Source organism: Arthrobacter oryzae (genome assembly GCF_003634095.1).
Lineage (GTDB): Bacteria > Actinomycetota > Actinomycetes > Actinomycetales > Micrococcaceae > Arthrobacter > Arthrobacter oryzae.
This window is the reverse complement of the sequence record NZ_RBIR01000001.1, coordinates 728,310-750,012: the sequence shown is the minus strand read 5'-3', so window position 1 is coordinate 750,012 and position 21,703 is coordinate 728,310. Positions and strand designations below refer to the sequence as shown.

Sequence of the window (21,703 nt, the reverse complement as noted above, 5' to 3'; positions counted from 1 at the left end):
TCAACACGCACGGCTACGATGCCGCGCCGGGCGTAGCGGGCAGCCAGGCCAACACCATGTGCCGGCGGTCGGAGAGACTTACACCGCTTAGCTGTACCCTACGAAAGGCCTCCCGTGCCCGAACTTCCCCTGTGGTTCGAGATCGGCTCATTTGTCGTCCTCGGCGTCATCCTCGCCATCGACCTGCTGATGGTCCTCAAACGCCCTCACGAACCCTCCATGAAAGAAGCCGGACTGTGGGTCACGTTCTACGTGGCCCTGGCCCTGGTGTTCGCCGGAGCCATGTTCGCCTTCACCGGGCCGGAATACGGCGGCCAGTTCATCGCCGGCTGGGTGACGGAATACAGCCTCAGCATCGACAACCTGTTCGTCTTCATCATCATCATGGCCCGCTTCTCGGTACCGCGTAAGTACCAGCAGGAAGTGCTCATGGTGGGCATCATCATTGCCCTGATCCTCCGCGGCATTTTCATCATGCTCGGCGCAATCGTGATCGAGCAGTTCAGCTGGGTCTTCTACATCTTCGGCGCCTTCCTGCTCTGGACCGCCTGGAAGCAGGCGCAGGACGAGGGCGAGGACGAGGAAGACAAGGAAAACCCGCTGATCGCGCGGATCCGCAAGGTCCTGCCGATGTCCGAGAAGTTCGACGGCGGCAAGCTCCGCACGGTGGTGGAGGGCAAGAAGGTCTTCACCCCGATGCTCATCGTCTTCGTGACCATCGGCATGACGGACCTGCTCTTCGCCGTCGATTCCATCCCGGCCATCTTCGGCCTCACCCAGAGCGCCTTCATCGTCTTCACCGCGAACATCTTCGCGCTCATGGGCCTGCGCCAGCTGTACTTCCTGCTGGGCGGGCTCATGAACCGGCTCATCTATCTCAAGCACGCGCTGTCCGTCATCCTGGCGTTCATCGGCGTCAAACTGGTCCTGCACGCCATGCACGTCAACGAACTGCCGTTCATCAACGGCGGCCAGCACATTGAATGGGCCCCCGAGATCCCCACCTACGTTTCGCTTGGCGTGATCATCGGCACCATCATCGTCGCGGTGATCGCGAGCCTGATCAGTTCCAAGGCGACCAAAGCCAAGCTGGATGCCCGGCTGGAAGAGGACGCCCGGAAGAGCCTGAGCGACGTCGACTAGCAGCGCACTGCCGGGTTCCCGGCCGCATAACAGTACGGCGCATAACAGTACGGCGCTGGACCTCCAAGGGTCCAGCGCCGTACTCGTTGGCAGACTGCCGGCAACGGGCCCTGTGCCGGCTCAGCGGCCGTCTGACCGGGCCATGCCCAGCAGGCGGCCGAAGATCGCCTCGCCGTCGTCCGCGATCCCGTCGTGGTGGAATTCACCGGACTCCCACACCTGCAGGCCCCGGACAGACGCGGCCGTTTCCAGGGAGAGGTCGCGGTCCACGTAGATGTCGTCGGTGTAGACGGCCGCGGCGACGGGCACGCGGTTCTGCGCCAGCTGTTCCGGATCGTAGAGCGGCGCCCAGTCATCCTTCTCGGCGAGCAACCGGGCCACGTCCCTGAGCGGGCGCAGGGCCGGGTCCTGCTCGAAGTACCAGGGGTAGACCATTTCCCCGGTCAGGAGTGGTTCGGCGGCGTCGGGGCTGAACTCCGGGAAGTCCGCCAGGACCCGCCAGGCGGCCCAGTCGGTGGCCCCGGACTGGCCGTAGATGGACTCGTGCATCAGGGCGTACAAGGGGTTTGCGGCCCTGGAGACGAGGCCGCGGACCTGTTCCAGGAAGGCATCCGAGAGGCGGTCGCCGTCGGGCGTGGCCACGAAGGCATCCTCCAGAAGGTGGTGCAGCGCGTCCACCCGGGTGTTGCCGCCCAGGAACGAGCCCACCATCTGGAACCGCTCCACGGTGAGCCGGCCGCCGTCGGGCAGGAATTCCTCCGTGGCCCTCAGGTGCCGGGCGATCCGGGTGACGGCGGCACGGTCTTCCGGGTACCAGGCGAAGTATTCGGCGTTGCGTGCCGCGACCCGCTGGAAGGTCGCCCGGTAGACCCGCTCCGCGGAGCCGCCGAGCGGGGCGAGGCCGCCGGTCACGAGCACTTCGCGGAGCCCTTCGGGGGCGAACGACAGGTAGCTCAGCGAACAGAATCCGCCATAACTTTGGCCGTACACGGTCCAGGGGGCGGATCCCAGGGCCGCCCTGATGGCCTCGGCATCCGCGACGATTGAGTCGGCGCGGAAGTGCGTCAGGTAGCGGGCCTGTGCCTCGCAGCTGCCGCGCAGGGGCAGGGTGTTGCGGTCGATTGGCGAGGACAGGCCCGTGCCGCGCTGGTCCAGCATGAGGATCCGGAAGTTCCGCGCGGCGGCCTTGCTCCAGCCGCCGAGGGACGGGAAGCGGTTGCCCCTTCCGCCGGGACCGCCCTGCAGGAAGAGCAGCCAGGGCAGCCCGGCGGCGTCTGCCTCGCTGTGCTCCGTGGACACATACTCGCGGGCGAACACCGTGACGGACTCGCCGCGGCGACCGGCCTCGCTGAAGTGGTCCAGCGGCACCTGGAAGAAGTGCTCCGCGGTGTGCATTCCACGGTAGGTGTGGCGTGCCCGGACGCTATGCCGGACGGTGTTCCGGGCGCCGGACGCCTCCAGGAGTGCGGCCCCCATGAGCCCCGTCAGGGGAAGGTCAGCCACGTCCGGCCTCCGCGCGGGAGTCGGAGCGGGCGCGGCCAAAGGCCGTCAGCGCCGGACCGGCGAGGCGGAAGGTGGACCATTCCTCCATCGGGGCTGCGCCGAGCTTCTTGTAGAAGTTGATGGAGGGCTCATTCCAGTCCAGCACGCTCCACTCGACGCGGGCATAGCCGCGGTCGACGGCGGTCGCCGCCAGGTGCTGCAGCAGGGCCTTGCCGTGGCCTTCGCCACGGGCCTCGGGCCTGACGTAAAGGTCCTCCAGGTAGATCCCGTGGACCCCTTCCCACGTGGAGTAGTTCAGGAACCAGAGCGCGAAGCCCCGCACCTCGCCGGCCGCGTTCTCCGCCATGGTGGCGAAGACCCGGGGGTTCTCTCCGAAGAGGACCTCGGTGAGCATTTCGGGGGTGTTCCGGACGGCGTCCGGTTCCTTCTCGTAGAGGGCGAGGTCGTGGATCATCTGCAGGATGGCTGGGACGTCTTGCGCTGCGGCAGGCCGGATTACACTCATTATTCGAGTTTACTCGCGGCGCGCACTGGCCCCGGTCCGGGGGCCCACGCCGGGTGCGGGTCCGGCCCCGGCCCCGGCAGGCCGCCACCCGGCCGGCAGTCTAGAGCCGGTTGACGTCCGTGACGCGGACGACGGCGGTCCCGGACTCGTCCGAAGCCTCCAGATCCACCTCGGCGGAGATGCCCCAGTCGTGGTGGCCGGCCGGGTCCGCGAAGATCTGCCGGACCTTCCACACCCCGGGCTCCTCGGTGATGATCAGCAGCCCGGGGCCGCGGGCGTCCGGGCCGGTGCCGATGTCATTGTGTTCGTCGAAGTAGTCATCCAGGGCATCCTCCCAGCGCTCCGCGTCCCAGCCGGAACCGGCGTCGAGCTCACCCAGGGCGGTGGCGGCCTCGTCCGCGAACAGCTCCACGCGTCGGAACATCTCGTTGCGCACCATCACCCGGAAGGCCCGGATGTTGGAGGTCAGCGACGGCGGCGGGGGCGGGGGAGCATCGTGCGGGGTGGGCGCGGCGCCCGACGTGAGTTCTTCCCACTCGTCAAGGAGGCTCGAGTCCACCTGACGGACCAGTTCGCCCAGCCACGCGATGAGGTCTTCCAGGTCCTCCCGGAGTGCGTCCTGCGGGACGGTCTGGCGGAGCGCCTTGAAACCGTCGGCGAGGTAGCGCAGCACGATCCCCTCGGAGCGGGCCAGGCCGTAGAACTGGACGAATTCGCCGAAGTTCATGGCGCGCTCGTACATGTCCCGGACCACGGATTTGGGTGCGAGCTCAAAATCGCCCACCCACGGCGCGGCCTTGCGGTAGACGTCGAAGGCCTCGCCGAGGATTTCTGCGAGCGGCTGCGGGTAGGTGACCTCCTCGAGCATCGCCATCCGCTGGTCGTACTCGATGCCGTCGGCCTTCATGGCGGCGATTGCTTCGCCGCGCGCCTTCTTCTGCTGGGCGGACAGGATCTGGCGCGGCTTCTCCAGGGTCGCTTCGATCACGGACACGACGTCCAGGGCGTAGGACGGCGACTCCGGATCCAGCAGCTCCAGGGCCGCAAGGGCAAACGGGGACAGGGGCTGGTTGAGCGCGAAGTTCGCCTGCAGGTGGACCGTGAGCCGCACCGTGCGGCCATCCGCACCCTGTTCCTCGGGCGGGATCCGCTCCACGACGCCGGCCGCGAGCAGTTCCCGGTAGATGCCCAGCGCCTTCTTCATGAGCTGCAGCTGCGAGGACCGGGTCTCGTGGTTCTCGGTGAGCAGGCGGCGGGCGGCCTGGAACGGGTCCCCGGGGCGTTCCATGAGGTTCATCAGCATCGCGTGCGTCACGGTGAAACTCGACGTGAGAGGATCGGGCACGGACTCCACGAGCCGTTTGTACGTCGGTTCGCCCCAGGAGACGAAGCCCTCCGGGGGCTTCTTCTTCACCACCTGGCGCAGCTTCTTTTGGTCATCGCCGAACTTGGCCGTGGCCTTGGCCATCGCCTTCACGTTCTCGGTCACGTGCTCCGGGGCCTGGACCACCACGGTGCCGGCCGTGTCATAGCCGGCGCGTCCGGCCCTTCCGGCGATCTGGTGAAACTCGCGGGAGTTCAGCAGCCGGGTGCGGACGCCGTCGTACTTGCTCAGGGCCGTCAGCAGGACGGTGCGGATAGGCACGTTGATGCCCACCCCGAGGGTGTCCGTGCCGCAGATGACCTTCAGGAGCCCGGCCTGGGCGAGCTGCTCGACAAGCCGGCGGTACTTCGGCAGCATGCCGGCATGGTGGACGCCGATCCCGTGCCGGACCAGCCTGTTGAGGGTTTTCCCGAAGCCCGCGGCGAAGCGGAACCCGGCGATGAGCTCGGCAATCTTGTCCTTTTCCTCGCGGGTGCAGACATTGATGCTCATCAGGTTCTGGGCCCGGTCGATTGCCTCGACCTGGCTGAAATGGACCACGTAGACCGGGACCTGCTTGGTGGCGAGAAGCTCTTCGAGGGTCTCGTGGACCGGAGTCTGCTCGTAGTAGTAGTGCAGCGGGATGGGACGTTCGGCGGAACTGACCGTGGTCGTCGGGCGGCCGGTCAGCTCCGTGATTCCGGCTTCGAAACGGCTGACATCGCCGAGGGTCGCGGACATCAACAGGAACTGCGCCTGGGGCAGCTCCAGCAACGGCACCTGCCAGGCCCAGCCGCGCTGCGGGTCCGAGTAGAAGTGGAATTCGTCCATGATGACCGAACCGAGCTCGGCAGCGGCTCCCTCGCGGAGGGCGATGTTGGCCAGGATCTCAGCCGTGCAGCAGATGATCGGGGCATCCTGGTTGACGCCGGAGTCACCGGTGATCATGCCGACGTTTTCGGCCCCGAAGATCTCGCAAAGGGCGAAGAACTTCTCCGAGACCAGGGCTTTGATCGGGGCCGTGTAATAGCTCCGCGCCCCGCGGGCCATGGCCTGGAAGTGCGCGGCGATGGCCACGAGGGACTTCCCTGACCCGGTGGGTGTGGCCAGGATGACGTTGGAGCCGGCGGCCAGCTCCATGATCGCCTCGTCCTGGGCGGTGTAGAGGGCCAGGCCGCGTGTCTCGGTCCACTCGACAAAACGCGTGTAAAGCTCATCCGGGTCCAGGGCCGTCCTGCCGGGAATTCGGGCGGCCGGGGCGGGGAGCTGATCAACGAGTTTCATCGCTTTCCAGCTTAGTGCCCGGGCGGTGCCCGCGGCACCGCCCGGAAAGCGCGGCGCGCAAGCCGGAGGCCTGCCTCCTTGGCTGGCCTTCGGGCCGGGGCTAGGCTTCGAGGAGGACAACAGTGCCGGGGACTGGAGGTAGCCGTGAAATGGGATCCCGAAAAATATGTGCAGTTCGGGGATTACCGGGACAGGCCCTTCTTTGACCTGACGGGGCGCATTCATGCCGAGGCCCCGCGGCACGTCGTCGACCTCGGCTGCGGTCCCGGAAACCTCACTGCCACTCTCGCGGCCCGGTGGCCCGGGGCGCAGGTAGTGGGCCTGGACTCGTCACCGGAGATGCTGGTCGCGTCAAAGGAGTACGCGGGCGGGACGCCAAATCTCTCCTATGAGCTCGCCGACATCGCGCACTGGCTCCCGTCCGGAGACACGGACGTGGTGGTCACCAACGCCGCCCTGCAGTGGGTCCCCGGCCACCGGAAGCTGTTGCCGGCATGGCTTGATGCCCTCAAACCGGGCGCCTGGTTTGCGCTGCAGGTGCCGGGGAACTTCAACGCCCCGTCCCACACCCTGATGCGGGAGCTGGCGGAGTCCCCGGCCTGGGCAGGGCGGCTCGCCGGGGTCCTGCGCCACGACGATGTCGTCGGGGATGCTGCGGAATACCTGCAGATCATGCTCGACGCCGGCTGCGCGGCCGATGCTTGGGAAACCACGTACCTGCAATTGCTCCCCGGCGCGCACCCGGTGCTGGAGTGGGTCCGCGGCACCGGCCTCAGACCCGTGCTGGCCGCGCTGCCGGAGGACGCGGCGCGGGAGTTCGAGTCCGAGTATTCGGCACTCCTGGACACCGCATATCCCGGGGGCCGGCACGGGACGGTGTTCCCGTTCCGGCGCACGTTTGCGGTGGCGCAAAAACACGGGTGATCTGCGTGTTTGCGCTTGACACGAAGCACTCCGGATTGGGGCTTACAATGACGTGGCGGCATGGGGGCGGCCGTTAGGCTGATTCCTATTCCGGGCCCTGGCTAGCGATGGAGGTTCGGTGCTTACAGGCCTGATGGTGCGGCTGCTGTCCGCGCATAAGGGGAGCGTGCTGGCAATAGTTGTGCTCCAGCTTGTGCAGACCACCGCCAACCTGCTCCTGCCCACCCTGAATGCCGCCATCATCGACGACGGCATCATCGCCGGCGACACGGGGGAGATCCTCTATCTCGGCGGCTGGATGGCCGGAATCGCCGCCGTCCAGGTGGCAACCGCCATCGCGGCAGGTTACCTGGGCGCCGGCGTCGCCATGGAGCTGGGCGGCCAGCTGCGCCGGGAGCTTTTCGCCAAGGTGCAGTCGTTTTCCTCCCAAGAGGTGGGCAACTTCGGCGCCCCCAGCCTCGTCACCCGGGCCACCAACGACGTCGCCCAGATCCAAAACCTCGCCGTCCTGATTTTCACCATGCTGATCGCCGCCCCCGCCATCTTCATTGGCGGCATCGCGCTGGCCGTGCACCAGGACGTCGCGCTGTCCTGGATCGTGGTCGCGGTCATCCCTATCCTCACGCTGATCATGACCGTGATCGTGCGCCGCCTGATACCGCTTTACCGCGAGGGCCAGGGGCTTCTCGACCGGATCGGCAGGGTGCTGCGCGAGCAAATCATCGGCGCGAATGTCATCCGCGGCTTCGTCCGCCAAGGGCACGAAGAACGCCGCTTCGACGAGGCCAACAAGGACCTCACCCGGAACAACCTGCAGTCTGCCCTGCTGGTGGCGGGGATGATGCCGATGATCATGCTGGTGGTCAACCTCTCCTCCGTCTGCGTCGTCTGGTTCGGCGGCCACCGGATCGATGCCGGCGAAATGCGGTTGGGCGCCCTCACCGCGTTCATGTCCTACATCCTGCAAATCCTGATCGCCATCATGATGGCGATGTACGTGTTCATGACGGCTCCCAGGGCTACTGCGTGCGCGGAGCGGATCCGCGAGGTGCTGGACACCGAGCCGGCCATCACGGACCCGGCTGCTCCGGCGGGAGACGGCAACGTCACCGCGCGGCCCGGCGGCGCTCTTCCCCGCGGCGCCGCACGCTCCGGGCATGCTGTCGAGTTCCGGAACGTGGGTTTCGCCTATCCCGGCGCGGAGGCGCCTGTTCTCGATGGCGTCTCCTTCACCGCGGTCCCGGGGACGACGACGGCGATCATTGGGGCGACCGGCAGCGGCAAGACCACTCTGATGAACCTGCTGCCCAGATTCCTCGACGCGACGGCCGGGCAGATCAGCATCGGCGGACGCGACGTGCGGGCCATGCCGCTGGATGCCTTGCGCAGCCTCATCGCCATTGTTCCGCAACAGTCCTACCTGTTTGCGGGCACGGTCGCGGAGAACCTCCGGTTCGGCTCGCCCACGGCCACCGACCACGACTTGTGGCAGGCGCTCGAGGCCGCCCAAGCCGGCGACTTTATCCGTGCCCTGCCCCTCGGGCTCGGCGCGCCCGTAAGCCAGGGCGGCACCAACTTTTCCGGCGGTGAACGCCAGCGCCTGTGCATAGCACGGGCACTGCTCAAAGATGCTCCCGTCTACCTGTTCGACGACAGTTTCTCGGCCCTGGACTACGGGACTGATGCCAGGCTCCGGGCGGCGATCGAGCCGCTGTTACGTTCGGCCACCGTGCTGATCGTGGCCGAACGGGTGGCCACCATCCTGGACGCCGGGCTGATCCTAGTCCTGGAAGACGGCTGCCTCGTTGCGCAGGGCACGCACAGTGAGCTCATGGAGTCCTCGCCAAGCTACCGGGAAATTGCCTCATCCCAGTTGGTCCTGGAGGAAACCCCGTGAGCCGCTTCGGAGCGTTCCGGGCCAAGACCGCGGGGACTGCTGCGGCCGCGGGGACTGCTGCGACCGCGGCGGCGGCCGGGACCGCTGCCGGACCGAAGGACGCGACACCTACCAAGTGGAGGGCCGCCGGCCGGCTGCTGGGCCTGCTGCGTCCGCTGAAGTGGCGCATGGCCGGTGTCATCGCGGCCACGTGTGCCTTCGTGACCCTCAACGTGGCCGCCCCTAAACTCCTCGGTGACGCCACCGACGTCGTCGTTGCCGGATTCGTCGGCGGTTCCCTCGACGAGCAGAAGCTGGCGTCCCTGCTGCTGGCGGTTTCCGCCATGTACGCCGGGGCGTCACTTTTCAGCTGGATCCAGGGCGCCTTGACGGCCACCGCCGTGCAACGGGTGAGCTACGGGCTCCGCGGAGCCGTGGAGACAAAACTCCATGTCCTGCCGTCCAGCCATTTCGAGGAACAGCGCCGCGGCGAGGTGCTCAGCCGCGCGACGAACGACGTCGACAACATCTCCCAGGCCCTCAACCAGCTCCTCAACCAGCTGATCATGTCCGTCCTGATGCTCACGGCCGCCCTCGCCATGATGCTGTGGATCTCGCCCCTGCTGGCACTGATCGCGGTCCTGTCCGTGCCGCTCTCCACAGCCATTACCGTCGTGGTGGCCCGGCATTCCCAGGCGCACTTCACGCAGCAGTGGGCCAGCACGGGGGCCCTGCATGCCCAACTCGAAGAGCTCTTCACGGGGCACGAGGTGGTCAAAGCCTTCGGCCGTCAGGAGGCGTCGGCGGAGAGCTTCCGGGACTGCAACGACAAACTGACGCGTTCCAGCGCCCGGGCGCAGTACCTGTCGGGCATCGTCCAACCGCTGATGGTCTTTGTCGCCAACCTCAACTACGTGGCGGTGGCTGTCGTGGGGGCCCTGCAGGTTACCGCCGGTGTCATGACGATCGGCGGCATCCAGGCCTTCATCCAGTTCTCGCGCCTCTTCAGCCAGCCGATGGGCCAAATCGGCGGCATGTTGACCCTCCTGCAGTCCTGCCTCGCCTCCGCGGAGCGGGTGTTTGACCTGCTTGACGCCCCGGAGATCCCGCCGGACAACGCGGTGCCGGCCGCGGCGGCCAACGGCGCGGGGAAGCATCGGGGCGCCGACGCTCCGCGAAGGATCCATGTCCGGCGCAGGTCATCTGCCCGGGGGCAATCACCCAACGGGCGCAAAGTCCCGGCCGGCCAGGTCGACCAGATCCCGTTTAATCCGGACGTCGTGGCAGGCCGCGTCACCTTCGAGCACGTCAGCTTCAGTTACAGCCCCGGCACGCCGGTCGTGAAGGACCTGTCCTTCACTGTGGAACCAGGACAGACCGTGGCAATCGTGGGACACACCGGGGCAGGCAAGACCACGGTAGTGAATCTCCTGATGCGCTTCTATGAGCTCGACTCAGGACGGATCCTGGTGGATTCAACCGACGTCGCCGGAATTCCCCGGGACGAGCTGCGATCCACCTTCGGGATGGTCCTACAGGATGCCTGGCTCTTCACCGGCAGCATCAGGGAAAACATCGAGTACGGACGGCCCGGCGCCACCGACGCCGAGATCGTCGAGGCGGCCCGCGCCAGCCACGTGGACCATTTCGTCCGGTCGCTGCCGGCCGGCTACGCCACCTTGCTGGGCAACGACGGCGACTCCCTGAGCAGGGGGCAGCGGCAACTCATCTCGATCGCGCGGGCCCAACTCGCCGGCCGCAGCATCCTGGTGCTGGACGAGGCGACGAGTTCCGTAGACAGCCGTACGGAGGTGCAGATCCGTCACGCCATGGAGAAGCTCCGGCAGGGACATACGAGCTTCGTCATCGCGCACCGTTTGTCCACGGTCCGGGACGCTGATCTAATTCTTGTCATGGACCACGGACGAATCGTTGAACACGGGACCCATCAGCAGCTGATGGCCAGGAGCGGGCTCTACACGGATTTGTACGAGGCACAGTTCGCCGGTCGCGAACAGATCACGGCCGTACGGGAGCAGGAGCTGTGAGTCCCGCAGACACCGCGGGGGAACGGTTTCCCGGTGCCTGGCGGACCAACCCGGCCAGCTCCGTCCCGCTCTTCGAACAGCTTCGGCTGTACGTGATCGAACGCGCCGACAACGGTTCGCTCGCGCCGGGCACCAGGCTGCCGGCCGTGCGGAGCCTTGCCGGCGAACTGGGCGTGGCACCCCACACCGTGGCGCGCGCCTACAAGGAACTCGAGTCCGCCGGCGTGGTGGTGACGCGGGGCCGGAACGGCACCGTGGTCTGTGCCCGCGACGCCGCCTGGAGCTCGCTGTCCGCCGCCGCCGCCGAGTTCGCCGCGGCCGCGAAAGCCCAGGGCGCGAGCTTCGCGGAGGCCGTGCAGCTGCTCGCCGCGGCCTACGACCGCCAGTAGCAGCTCCGCGGGATGCCCGCGGCGCGCGGAATAGTTTTTCGAAGAAGTTTTCGATTAGCATTAGATTCGTGCCTAAAGCTGTAGCTGAAGATCCAGCCGTTGAAGTCCAGTCCGCCGTCGAACCGCAGGCAGTCCGGGACCCGGCCCCGTCGCGCCCCGAGCTGAAACGCCCGGACATGACACGCCTCGTGGTCAAGGGCGCGCGCGAGCACAACCTGCGCAACGTGGACCTGGACCTGCCGCGCGATGCCATGATCGTGTTCACCGGCCTGTCCGGCTCCGGCAAGTCGTCCCTTGCGTTCGACACCATCTTCGCCGAAGGCCAGCGCCGCTACGTCGAATCGCTCTCCGCCTACGCCCGGCAGTTCCTCGGCCAGGTGGACAAGCCAGACGTCGACTTCATCGAGGGCCTGTCGCCGGCGGTATCAATCGACCAGAAGTCCACCAGCAAAAACCCGCGGTCCACCGTGGGAACCATCACCGAGATTTATGACTACATGCGCCTGCTCTGGGCCCGTGTGGGCCGGCCGTACTGCCCGGTGTGCGGGGAGCTCGTTGCGAAGCAGACCCCGCAGCAGATCGTGGACCAACTGCTTGAGCTTCAGGATGGCACCCGCTTCCAGGTGCTGGCGCCCGTGGTCCGCGGCCGCAAGGGCGAATTCGTGGACCTCTTCAAGGAACTCACTGCCAAGGGCTACTCGCGGGCCCGCGTGGACGGCGACCTCGTCCAGCTGAGCGATCCGCCGAAGCTGGGAAAGCAGTTCAAGCACACCATCGAAGTGGTGGTGGACCGTCTGGTGGTCAAGGAGGGCATCAGCCAGCGTCTGACCGACTCCGTGGAAACAGCGCTGGGCCTGGCCGAGGGCCGCGTCCTCGCCGAATTCGTCGACCTCGACGCAGATGACCCCGAACGGATCAGGGCGTTCTCCGAACACCTCGCCTGCCCCAACGAGCACCCGCTGGCCATCGATGAGATCGAGCCGCGCTCCTTCTCCTTCAACAACCCCTTCGGCGCCTGCAGCGCGTGCAGCGGCATCGGCACCAAGCTCGAGGTGGATGAGGAACTCATCGTCCCGAACCCGGAGCTCTCCCTCTCCGAGGGGGCCATTGCGCCGTGGTCGCTGGGCACCGCCACCACGGAGTACTGGAACCGGCTGCTGGGCGGCCTCGCCAAGGAGCTCGGATTCTCCATGACCACCGCGTGGGAGAAGCTCGACGCCGACGTCCGCCAGACGGTGCTGCACGGCAAGGACCACAAGGTGGTGGTGCAGTACCGCAACCGCTTCGGCCGGGAACGCAAGTACAGCACCGGCTTTGAAGGCGTGGTGCAGTACGTCCACCGCAAGCACGGCGAGACCGATTCGGATTCGGCGCGCGACCGCTACGAGGAATACATGCGCCAGGTCCCGTGCCCGGCCTGCAACGGCGCGCGCCTGAACCCGGCATCGCTTTCGGTGCTGATCAACGGCAAGTCCATCGCCGAGGTCGCCGCGCTGCCCATGCGCGAATGCGCGCACTTCCTGGACAACCTCGTCCTCACCGGCCGCGAGGCCCAGATCGCGAACCAGGTCCTCAAGGAAATCCAGGCCCGGCTGACCTTCCTCCTCGACGTCGGGCTCGAATACCTGAACCTGGAGCGCCCCTCCGGGACCCTGTCCGGCGGAGAGGCCCAGCGCATCCGGCTGGCCACCCAGATTGGCTCGGGCCTGGTGGGTGTGCTCTATGTCCTGGACGAGCCCTCCATCGGCCTGCACCAGCGGGACAACCGCCGCCTCATCGAAACCCTCACCCGGCTCCGTGACCTCGGCAACACCCTGATCGTGGTGGAGCATGACGAGGACACCATCCAGGAGGCCGACTGGGTGGTGGACATCGGACCCGGAGCCGGCGAGCACGGCGGCATGGTGGTCCACTCCGGCTCTTACCAGGCGCTGCTGGAGAACACGAACTCGCTGACCGGCGACTACCTCGCGGGGCGCAAGAAAATCGAGATCCCGAAGAAGCGGCGCAAGTACGACAAGAAGCGCGAACTCAAGGTGGTCGGGGCGAAGGAGAACAACCTCCTCAACGTCGACGCCAGCTTCCCGCTCGGCCTCTTCACCGCGGTCACCGGCGTCAGCGGCTCCGGTAAGTCCACCCTGGTCAACGAAATCCTCTACAAAGTGCTCGCCAACAAGCTCAACGGCGCGAAGCAGGTGGCCGGCCGGCACAAGTCCGTCCAGGGCCTCGAACACCTGGACAAGGTGGTGCACGTCGACCAGAGCCCCATCGGGCGCACCCCGCGCTCCAACCCGGCCACCTACACCGGTGTGTTCGACCACATCCGGAAGCTCTTCGCCGAGACCACCGAGGCCAAGGTCCGTGGCTACCTGCCGGGCCGGTTCTCCTTCAACGTCAAGGGCGGCCGCTGCGAGGCCTGCTCCGGCGACGGCACCCTGAAGATCGAGATGAACTTCCTGCCGGACGTTTACGTCCCCTGCGAGGTCTGCCACGGGGCCAGGTACAACCGCGAAACCCTGGAGGTCCACTACAAGGGCAAGACCATCGCGGACGTGTTGAACATGCCCATCGAGGAGGGGGCCGAGTTTTTCGCGGCTTTCTCCCCGATCGCGCGGCACCTCAACACGCTGGTCGACGTCGGACTCGGTTACGTCCGGCTGGGCCAGCCGGCCACCACGCTTTCGGGCGGCGAGGCCCAGCGGGTCAAGCTCGCGGCCGAGCTCCAGAAGCGTTCCAACGGCCGGAGCGTCTACGTTTTGGACGAGCCCACCACGGGCCTGCACTTCGAGGACATCCGCAAGCTCCTCATGGTGCTGCAGGGACTCGTGGAGAAGGGCAACACGGTGATCACGATCGAGCACAACCTCGATGTCATCAAGAGCGCCGACTGGATTGTGGACCTTGGCCCGGACGGCGGTTCCGGCGGCGGCCGGGTGGTCGCCTCCGGAACCCCGGAGCAAGTGGCCAAGTCCACCGAAAGCCACACGGCCGCGTTCCTCGCCGATCTCCTGGCCTGAGAACCGCCGTCGGGGACCGTAAGGTACTGCCGGGGAGGACGGGGCCGAGGGAGTACCGTGGCGCGGGTGAACCGGGCGGGGGACGCGCGGGCGGCGACGCGCGCTTCTCCCTCCGGCTCCGGGACGGGTGCCGCTGATGTATTCCCGAGGGAGCATGCGAATTTCTGGCATCCGCTCACTCGTGAGAAACTAAGCCGGTGACGCATACAACAGTGCCCGTGATCTTCGACCTTGATGGCACTCTTGTCGATCCGGCCGGCGGGATAACGGACGGAATCGCCGCGGCCCTCACCGAACTCGGCCTCCCGGTTCCGGGCAAGTCCCGGATGGACGCCATGATTGGTCCCAAGCTGAGTCATTCCCTCACAGAAATCGCCGGCGTCCCCGAGGCCCTGCTGGCCGAAGCCGTCAGGATCTACCGGGCGCACTACATTGCGACGGGCATCGCCCAGGGCCGGCTCTACCCGGGCATCCGCGGCCTCCTCGAGGACTTCGTGGCAGCCGGGCGCCCGATCGCCGTCGCCACCCAGAAGCCGGAAGGACTGGCCCGCACCGTCCTGGCGCACCACGGCATCGCCGGGCTCTTCCATACCATCCGCGGGTCCGCCGCTGACGAGGCGGCCGGCGTCCCGGACGCGGGGCCCGTCGCCGAAGGCTCTGTACCCGAAGGCTCTGTACCCGAAGGAAAGGCCGAAATCGTTGCGGCAGCGCTCTCGGACCTGGCGTCGGCTTCCGCCGCGTCGCCCGGCCGGGCCGTCATGGTGGGGGACCGGGCACAGGACGTGGCCGGGGCGGCTGCGAACGGACTGGACTGCATCGGCGTAGGCTGGGGCTTTGCGCCCGACGGGGAACTGCACGCGGCCGGTGCCGTCGAGATCGTGCACACCGCCGCGGCGCTCCACGCGACGATCGCCAGGCTCTCCGAACGCCCGGGGACCACAGCCCTGAACGAGGTGCACACCCATGGAAATGTTTGACGCAATCCGCTGGACCACGCGCCGGCTCATCTCTTCCACGTGCCGCCCCACGGTCATCGGGCTGGAAAACGTGCCCAAGGACGGGCCGTTCATCGTTGCCCCCAACCACCTCTCCTTCCTGGACAGCGTGATAGTCCAGGCCCTCATGCCGCGGCCCGTTGCCTTCTTTGCGAAGGCTGAATACTTCACCACGGGCGGAGTCAAGGGCAAGGTCATGAAGTCCTTCTTCGAAGCCGTGGGTTCCATCCCGGTGGAGCGCGGCGAGCAGGCGGCCAGCGTCCAGGCCCTGAAGACACTGCTGGACATCCTCGACGCCGGACGCGGCATCGGCATCTACCCCGAAGGCACGCGCTCCCGCGACGGCGTGCTGTACCGCGGCCGGACCGGGGTCGGCTGGCTGGCCCTCACCACGGGCGCCCCCGTCATCCCGGTGGGCCTGATTGGCACGGAACACCTGCAGCCCGCGGACAGCAAATCCGTCAAGCCGCAGCACTTCACGATGAAGGTCGGCGAACCGCTGTATTTCGAGAAGACCGGACCGGACCACTCCCTGCCGGCACGTCGCCAGGTCACGGACCGCATCATGGACGCGATCGCGGAACTGAGCGGCCAGGAACGCTCCGCAAGCTACAACCAAAGCAAAACGGTCGAATAGGCCCGCCTGCTGTGCCCGGCGTGCCCGGGCTCTGCCGGCCCGCGGGCTCGTCCGGCCCCGGGGCTCGCGGCCGGACAGGTGCCATGTCACCGCCGTCGGCTCAGTAGACTTGTACCGTGGCAGATCCAGCGAGTTACCGACCCCAGACGGGTGAGATTCCGACCAATCCGGGCGTGTACCGCTTCCGCGACCCGCACGGCCGGGTGATCTATGTCGGCAAGGCCAAGAACCTGCGTTCGCGCCTGAACTCCTACTTCGCCAACCCGGCCGGGCTCCTGCCGAAGACCTACGCGATGGTGCACACGGCCAGCAGTGTCGAATGGACCGTGGTGGGCAGCGAACTCGAGTCCCTGCAGCTGGAATACACCTGGATCAAGGAATTCACGCCGCGCTTCAACGTGATGTTCCGGGATGACAAGACCTACCCGTACCTGGCCGTGACGATGGGGGAGAAGTACCCGCGCGTCCAGGTACTGCGTGGTGACCGGCGCAAGGGAACCCGGTATTTCGGCCCCTACACCGCCGGGGCGATTCGGGACACCATGGACACCTTGTTGCGGGTCTTCCCCGTGCGCAGCTGCAGCGCCGGCGTGCTCAAACGCGCCGAGGCCAGCGGCCGGCCCTGTCTGCTGGGCTACATCGACAAGTGCTCCGCTCCCTGCGTCGGCCGAATCTCCGCCGAGGACCACCGGGCCCTTGCCGAGGACTTCTGCACCTTCATGGCGGGCGAAGCCAAGCCGTTCGTCAACCGGCTGGAACGGGAGATGGCCGCCGCGGTCGCCGAGCTAGACTACGAACGCGCGGCGCGACTCCGGGACGACATCGTGGCGCTGAAAAAAGTCTTCGAGCGCAACGCCGTGGTCCTCGCCGAGGGCACCGACGCGGACGTCTTCGCGCTGCACGAGGACGAGCTTGAGGCCGCCGTCCAGGTGTTCCACGTCCGCGGCGGCAGGATCCGCGGCCAGCGCGGCTGGGTGGTGGAAAAAGTCGAGGACTCCACCACCCCGGAGCTCGTCGAACATCTGCTCCAGCAGGTCTACGGCGAGGAAGCCGGGCTGCAGGGCAGGCTGCCCCGGGAAGTCCTGGTTCCCGCCGAGCCCAGCAACGCCGAGGAACTCACGCAATGGCTCAGCGGGCTGCGCGGAGCCCGGGTGGACGTCCGGGTTCCCCAGCGCGGTGACAAGGCCGCGCTCATGTCCACGGTCCGCGAGAACGCCGAGCACGCCCTCAAACTGCACAAGTCCCGGCGTGCCGGTGACCTTACTATGCGCTCCCAGGCCCTCCAGGAACTGCAGGAGGCCCTCGAGCTCCCGGTGGCGCTGCTCCGCATCGAATGCTTCGACATCTCCCATGTCCAGGGCACCAACGTGGTCGGCTCGATGGTGGTCGTGGAGGACGGCCTGCCGAAGAAGTCCGACTACCGGAAGTTCGGCGTGACCGGCGCGGCGGCCAACGACGACACCGCGGCCATGCACGATGTCCTGACCCGGCGGTTCCGGCACTATCTCGACGAGAAGAACGAGCAGGCGGCGGCCGCTGCGAAGCCTGCGCACCAGGCAGCGCTGGAAGCGGCAACAGCGGCGGCTGTCGCCGACTCCACCACGCCGGCGCCGCGCTCCAAGTTCGCCTACCCTCCCAACCTCGTCGTCGTCGACGGCGGAAAGCCGCAGGTCAACGCCGCCGCCCGGGCACTGGCGGAGTTGGGCATCGAGGACGTGTACGTCGTCGGCCTGGCCAAGAGGCTCGAAGAAGTGTGGCTGCCGGACAGCGACTTCCCCGTGATCCTGCCGCGCGCCTCGGCCGGGCTGTACCTGCTGCAGCGGATCCGCGACGAGGCCCACCGCTTCGCCATCACCTTCCACCGACAAAAGCGCGGCAAGGCCATGACGGCTTCCGCGCTCGACGGCGTGCCCGGGCTGGGGGAGTCCAAACGCAAGGCCCTCCTGGCCGAGTTCGGGTCCGTCAAGGGCATCAAAGCCGCGACACTGGACGAGCTCACGGGCGCCAAGGGAATCGGCCCTTCCCTGGCCGCCGCAATCGTCCGGCACTTCACTGCCGACGGCGGCGAGGCAGCCGCCGCGGTTCCGGCGGTCAACATGACCACGGGTGAAATCCTTGACGCTTAGCTAGCACCGCCAAACTTAGCTAGGGTAAAGACTTGGGTATCCGCCCGGGCGGCATCACTGCTGCCCGGCATACTTCAGCGAAAAAGCAGATCGCACAGGCAAAGATGGGACTTCACTGATGGCAGAGTCGACGGCAGGATCCGGGACGGATACGGACGGCATGACACCCGTCAAACCCGTTGAGGCCGAACTGCTCGTAGTGACCGGAATGTCCGGAGCGGGCCGGAGCACCGCCTCCGACGCCCTTGAGGACCATGGCTGGTACGTGGTGGAAAACCTCCCGCCGCAGATGCTGGGCACGCTCGCGGAACTGGTCTCGCGGACACCGCACTCAATGTCCAAGCTCGCCGTCGTGATGGACGTCAGGAGCAATGAGCTGTTCGCCGACATGCGCGCGGCCCTGCGCGCCCTGGAGGCGACCGGCGTGACCTTCCGCGTGTTGTTCCTCGACGCGAACGACGACGTCCTGGTCCGGCGCTTCGAACAGGGTCGGCGGCCTCATCCGCTCCAAGGCGGGGGCCGGATCCTGGACGGGATTGCCGCGGAGCGCGAGCTTGTCCGTGAATTGAAGGACACCGCGGACATTGTCCTGGACACGTCCTCGCTGAACGTCCACGGCCTCGCGACGGCCATTACGGAACTCTTCAGTGAGACGGGACCGGTGGCGCTGCGGCTGAACGTCATGAGCTTCGGCTTCAAGTACGGGCTGCCGGTGGACGCCAACTTCGTCGCCGACGCCCGCTTCATCCCAAACCCGCACTGGGTGCCGCAGTTGCGCCCGCATACCGGACTGGACAAGGACGTCAGCGACTACGTCCTGGAGGCCCAGGGCGTCAGTGACTTCGTGGAACGCTACGTCCTGGCCCTCGAACCGGTCCTGGACGGCTACCGGCGCGAGAACAAGCACTATGCCACGATCGCCGTGGGCTGCACCGGCGGAAAGCACCGCTCCGTGGCGGTGGCCGTCGAGCTGTCCCGGCGGCTGGCGCAGTATCCGCGCGTCACCGTGACGACGACACACCGGGACCTAGGCCGCGAGTAATGGCGCTGCTGACCGGCCCCCTGCCCTTGGTCCCGCCCGCCAGCGCGGCCTTCGCCAGCCAACAGGACAAGGGCCCCTCCGTGGTGGCGCTTGGCGGCGGCCACGGCCTGTCCGCGTCGCTATCCGCGCTTCGGCTGCTGACCTCCGAACTCACCGCGATCGTCACGGTCGCGGACGACGGCGGGTCCTCCGGCCGGCTCCGTGAGGAGTACGGCGTCCTGCCGCCCGGCGATCTCCGCATGGCCCTGTCCGCGCTGTGCGACGACACCGACTGGGGCCGCACCTGGCGCGACGTCATGCAGCACCGCTTCGCCCCGGGCAAGGGCCCCGGCGGTTCCCTCGACGAACATGCCATGGGCAACCTCCTGATCGTCACCCTCTGGGAGCTGCTGGGCGACACGGTGGTCGGCCTCAAATGGGCCGGAGCCCTGCTCGGCGCCCGCGGCGAGGTCCTGCCGATGTCCAGCATCCCGCTCACCATCGAAGGCCAGGTGCGGGTCACGGCTTCGGACGGCACCACGGCCCTGCAGACCCTGACCGGGCAGGCAAAATGCGCCGTGGCGGGGTCCCTGGAGCATGTCCGGCTGTTGCCCGAGAACGCGCCCGCGTGCATGGAGGCGCTGACCGCAATCGAGCTGGCCGACTGGGTCATCCTGGGCCCGGGCTCCTGGTACACATCCGTGCTGCCCCACCTGCTGCTCCCGGAAATGCGCGAGGCCCTGTGCAACACGGCCGCCCGGCGCTGCCTGACCATGAACCTCGCCACGGACACCAAGGAGACCGCGGGCATGACCGCCGCCGACCACCTCCGGGTGCTCCGCGAGTACGCGCCGGACTTTACGATCGACGTCGTCCTGGCCGATCCGGCGTCGATCAAGGACATGCCCGACTTCCAGCAGGCGGCCGGGATGCTCGGTGCCGAGGTGGTCTTGGGTAAAGTGGGGGCGTCTGGTCGCCGTCCGGTCCACGATCCGCTGCGGCTGGCGACGGCGTACCACGATATTTTCGGGAATAGTTAGGAAAGGTGCCATGGCACTGACAGCATCAGTCAAGGAAGAACTTTCCCGTCTGGATATCAAGAAATCCTCGGTCCGCAAGGCCGAGGTCTCCGCCATGCTCCGCTTCGCCGGCGGGCTGCACATCATCTCGGGCCGGATCGTGATCGAGGCCGAGGTGGACCTCGCATCGACCGCCCGGCGGCTGCGTGCCGCGATCGCCGAGGTTTACGGCCACCAGAGCGAGATCATCGTCGTCTCCGGCGGCGGCCTGCGCCGCGGGAGCCGCTACGTGGTGCGCGTGGTCCGCGACGGCGAGGCCCTGGCCCGCCAGACCGGGCTCCTGGACGCGCGCGGCCGGCCCGTCCGCGGTCTGCCCTCCGTGGTGGTCAATGGATCCGCCGCGGACGCCGAGGCCGTCTGGCGCGGCGCCTTCCTGGCGCACGGCTCGCTCACCGAGCCCGGCCGCTCCTCCGCCATGGAGGTCACGTGCCCCGGCCCCGAGTCGGCCCTGGCCCTCGTCGGCGCCGCCCGCCGCCTCGGCATCCAGGCCAAGGCCCGCGAGGTCAGGGGAGTGGACCGCGTGGTCATCCGCGACGGCGACACGATCGCCGCGCTGCTGACCCGCATGGGCGCCCACGACGCGCTCATGGTCTGGGAGGAACGCCGCATGCGCAAGGAGGTCCGTGCCACGGCCAACCGGCTCGCGAACTTCGACGACGCCAATCTGCGCCGCTCCGCCCAGGCCGCGGTGGCCGCCGGCGCGCGGGTGGACCGCGCCTTGGAAATCCTCGGCGACGACGTCCCGGACCATCTCAAATACGCCGGCGAGCTGCGGGTCGCGCACAAACAGGCCAGCCTGGACGAGCTGGGCCGCCTCGCCGACCCCGTCATGACCAAGGACGCCATCGCCGGAAGGATCCGCCGGCTTCTGGCCATGGCGGACAAGCGGGCCCAGGACCTCGGCATCCCGGGCACGGAGGCCAATGTGACGCCGGAGATGCTCGACGACTAGCCCGCCCCTAGAATCAGATCCAGTTGGTGGAAATACCTCGGCGGCATCGGAGGTTATGCCCACCGGATCCCGGGTTCACCACACACTTCCGGGTGCTTGCCCATCCGGATGCACAATCCGAGAGTTACCGAACCGGACAACCTGTCCACGACATTGGAGGATTTTGTGACCGAGTACGTACTGCCTGAGCTCGACTACGACTACGCAGCACTGGAGCCGCACATCTCCGCGAAGATCATGGAGCTGCACCACAGCAAGCACCATGCCGCCTATGTGACCGGCGCCAACAACGCCCTCGCCCAGCTGGCCGAGGCGCGCGAGAAGGGCGACTTCGCCAACATCAACCGCCTCTCCAAGGACCTCGCGTTCCACACCGGCGGCCACATCAACCACTCCGTCTTCTGGAAGAACCTGTCCCCGGACGGCGGCGACAAGCCCGAGGGCGAGCTCGCGGCAGCCATCGATGACGCGTTCGGCTCGTTTGACGCCTTCCGCGCCCAGTTCAGCGCCGCGGCGCTGGGCCTGCAGGGTTCCGGCTGGGGCTTCCTGGCCTACGAGCCGATCGGCGGCAACCTGGTCATCGAGCAGCTCTACGATCAGCAGGGCAACGTCGCACTCGGCACCACCCCGCTGCTGATGCTGGACATGTGGGAGCACGCCTTCTACCTGGACTACGTCAACGTCAAGGCCGACTACGTCAAGGCGTTCTGGAACATCGTGAACTGGGCCGACGTCGCCAAGCGCTTCGACGCCGCCCGCAAGAACGCGACGGGCCTGATCACCCTCTAAGTGTGATCTGACCGACTCGCGCTTGTAACAAACCTCACATTACGGGCCGTTC

The 21,703-nt window shown here is 67.3% G+C and carries 16 protein-coding genes; 13 read left to right on the top strand and 3 right to left on the bottom strand.

Annotated elements, in window-relative coordinates; genetic code table 11:
• Positions 1–114: 114 nt before the first annotated feature.
• A complete protein-coding gene (locus tag C8D78_RS03525; protein WP_120950451.1) occupies positions 115–1,143 on the top strand; it encodes a TerC family protein in 1,029 nt (342 codons plus the stop codon).
• Positions 1,144–1,263: 120 nt separating this feature from the next.
• On the opposite strand, the gene C8D78_RS03520 is transcribed toward C8D78_RS03525, so the two are convergent.
• From C8D78_RS03520 to C8D78_RS03510, 3 genes are all read right to left on the bottom strand, one after another.
• Positions 1,264–2,619: an alpha/beta fold hydrolase gene (locus C8D78_RS03520; RefSeq protein ID WP_120950690.1), complete on the bottom strand. Its 1,356-nt coding sequence runs from the start codon at positions 2,617–2,619 to the stop codon at positions 1,264–1,266.
• Between the two features lie 19 nt (positions 2,620–2,638).
• Positions 2,639–3,151 carry a GNAT family N-acetyltransferase gene (locus C8D78_RS03515; RefSeq protein ID WP_120950450.1) on the bottom strand — a complete coding sequence of 171 codons (513 nt, stop codon included), beginning with the start codon at positions 3,149–3,151 and terminating at the stop codon, positions 2,639–2,641.
• A gap of 100 nt (positions 3,152–3,251) precedes the next feature.
• Entirely contained in the window at positions 3,252–5,798 is a 2,547-nt protein-coding gene (locus tag C8D78_RS03510) for a DEAD/DEAH box helicase (RefSeq protein WP_120950449.1), read from the bottom strand.
• Positions 5,799–5,942: 144 nt separating this feature from the next.
• Between C8D78_RS03510 and C8D78_RS03505 the strand changes: the two genes are divergently transcribed.
• From C8D78_RS03505 to C8D78_RS03450, 12 genes are all read left to right on the top strand, one after another.
• The gene (locus tag C8D78_RS03505) at positions 5,943–6,722 is read left to right on the top strand and encodes a trans-aconitate 2-methyltransferase (RefSeq protein WP_120950448.1); all 780 of its coding nucleotides are present in this window, start codon (positions 5,943–5,945) and stop codon (positions 6,720–6,722) included.
• Positions 6,723–6,855: 133 nt separating this feature from the next.
• Positions 6,856–8,619 carry an ABC transporter ATP-binding protein gene (locus C8D78_RS03500; RefSeq protein ID WP_208641873.1) on the top strand — a complete coding sequence of 588 codons (1,764 nt, stop codon included), beginning with the start codon at positions 6,856–6,858 and terminating at the stop codon, positions 8,617–8,619.
• A 167-nt stretch (positions 8,620–8,786) separates the two neighbouring features.
• A complete protein-coding gene (locus C8D78_RS03495) occupies positions 8,787–10,646 on the top strand; it encodes an ABC transporter ATP-binding protein (RefSeq protein WP_120950688.1) in 1,860 nt (619 codons plus the stop codon).
• Positions 10,643–11,035, top strand: coding sequence for a GntR family transcriptional regulator (locus C8D78_RS03490; protein WP_120950447.1), 393 nt, complete (start codon positions 10,643–10,645; stop codon positions 11,033–11,035). Before C8D78_RS03495 ends, C8D78_RS03490 begins: the two co-directional genes overlap by 4 nt.
• Before the next feature lie 68 nt (positions 11,036–11,103).
• Entirely contained in the window at positions 11,104–14,052 is a 2,949-nt protein-coding gene (uvrA, locus tag C8D78_RS03485; RefSeq protein WP_120950446.1) for an excinuclease ABC subunit UvrA, read from the top strand.
• A 197-nt stretch (positions 14,053–14,249) separates the two neighbouring features.
• On the top strand, positions 14,250–15,029 hold the full coding sequence (locus C8D78_RS03480; RefSeq protein WP_167467839.1) for an HAD hydrolase-like protein: 780 nt from the start codon (positions 14,250–14,252) through the stop codon (positions 15,027–15,029).
• Entirely contained in the window at positions 15,016–15,684 is a 669-nt protein-coding gene (locus tag C8D78_RS03475; RefSeq protein ID WP_120950444.1) for a lysophospholipid acyltransferase family protein, read from the top strand. Before C8D78_RS03480 ends, C8D78_RS03475 begins: the two co-directional genes overlap by 14 nt.
• A gap of 116 nt (positions 15,685–15,800) precedes the next feature.
• On the top strand, positions 15,801–17,810 hold the full coding sequence (uvrC, locus tag C8D78_RS03470) for an excinuclease ABC subunit UvrC (RefSeq protein WP_120950443.1): 2,010 nt from the start codon (positions 15,801–15,803) through the stop codon (positions 17,808–17,810).
• Between the two features lie 118 nt (positions 17,811–17,928).
• On the top strand, positions 17,929–18,852 hold the full coding sequence (gene rapZ / locus C8D78_RS03465) for an RNase adapter RapZ (RefSeq protein ID WP_120950442.1): 924 nt from the start codon (positions 17,929–17,931) through the stop codon (positions 18,850–18,852).
• A complete protein-coding gene (locus tag C8D78_RS03460) occupies positions 18,852–19,871 on the top strand; it encodes a gluconeogenesis factor YvcK family protein (RefSeq protein WP_120950441.1) in 1,020 nt (339 codons plus the stop codon). The genes rapZ and C8D78_RS03460 overlap by 1 nt, the downstream gene beginning before the upstream one ends.
• A gap of 10 nt (positions 19,872–19,881) precedes the next feature.
• Positions 19,882–20,862: a DNA-binding protein WhiA gene (gene whiA, locus C8D78_RS03455; protein WP_090577741.1), complete on the top strand. Its 981-nt coding sequence runs from the start codon at positions 19,882–19,884 to the stop codon at positions 20,860–20,862.
• A 165-nt stretch (positions 20,863–21,027) separates the two neighbouring features.
• Positions 21,028–21,651 carry a superoxide dismutase gene (locus C8D78_RS03450; RefSeq protein ID WP_090956088.1) on the top strand — a complete coding sequence of 208 codons (624 nt, stop codon included), beginning with the start codon at positions 21,028–21,030 and terminating at the stop codon, positions 21,649–21,651.
• Positions 21,652–21,703: the final 52 nt, after the last annotated feature.

Coding starts and splice junctions, on each gene's coding strand:
- C8D78_RS03460 (WP_120950441.1), top strand. CDS start 18,852: ATGGCGCTGCTGACCGGCCCCCTGCCCTTGGTCCCGCCCGCCAGCGCG.
- C8D78_RS03495 (WP_120950688.1), top strand. CDS start 8,787: ATGGCCGGTGTCATCGCGGCCACGTGTGCCTTCGTGACCCTCAACGTG.
- C8D78_RS03475 (WP_120950444.1), top strand. CDS start 15,016: ATGGAAATGTTTGACGCAATCCGCTGGACCACGCGCCGGCTCATCTCT.
- C8D78_RS03520 (WP_120950690.1), bottom strand. CDS start 2,619: ATGGGGGCCGCACTCCTGGAGGCGTCCGGCGCCCGGAACACCGTCCGG.
- whiA (WP_090577741.1), top strand. CDS start 19,882: ATGGCACTGACAGCATCAGTCAAGGAAGAACTTTCCCGTCTGGATATC.
- rapZ (WP_120950442.1), top strand. CDS start 17,929: ATGGCAGAGTCGACGGCAGGATCCGGGACGGATACGGACGGCATGACA.
- C8D78_RS03515 (WP_120950450.1), bottom strand. CDS start 3,151: ATGAGTGTAATCCGGCCTGCCGCAGCGCAAGACGTCCCAGCCATCCTG.
- C8D78_RS03510 (WP_120950449.1), bottom strand. CDS start 5,798: ATGAAACTCGTTGATCAGCTCCCCGCCCCGGCCGCCCGAATTCCCGGC.
- C8D78_RS03500 (WP_208641873.1), top strand. CDS start 6,856: ATGGTGCGGCTGCTGTCCGCGCATAAGGGGAGCGTGCTGGCAATAGTT.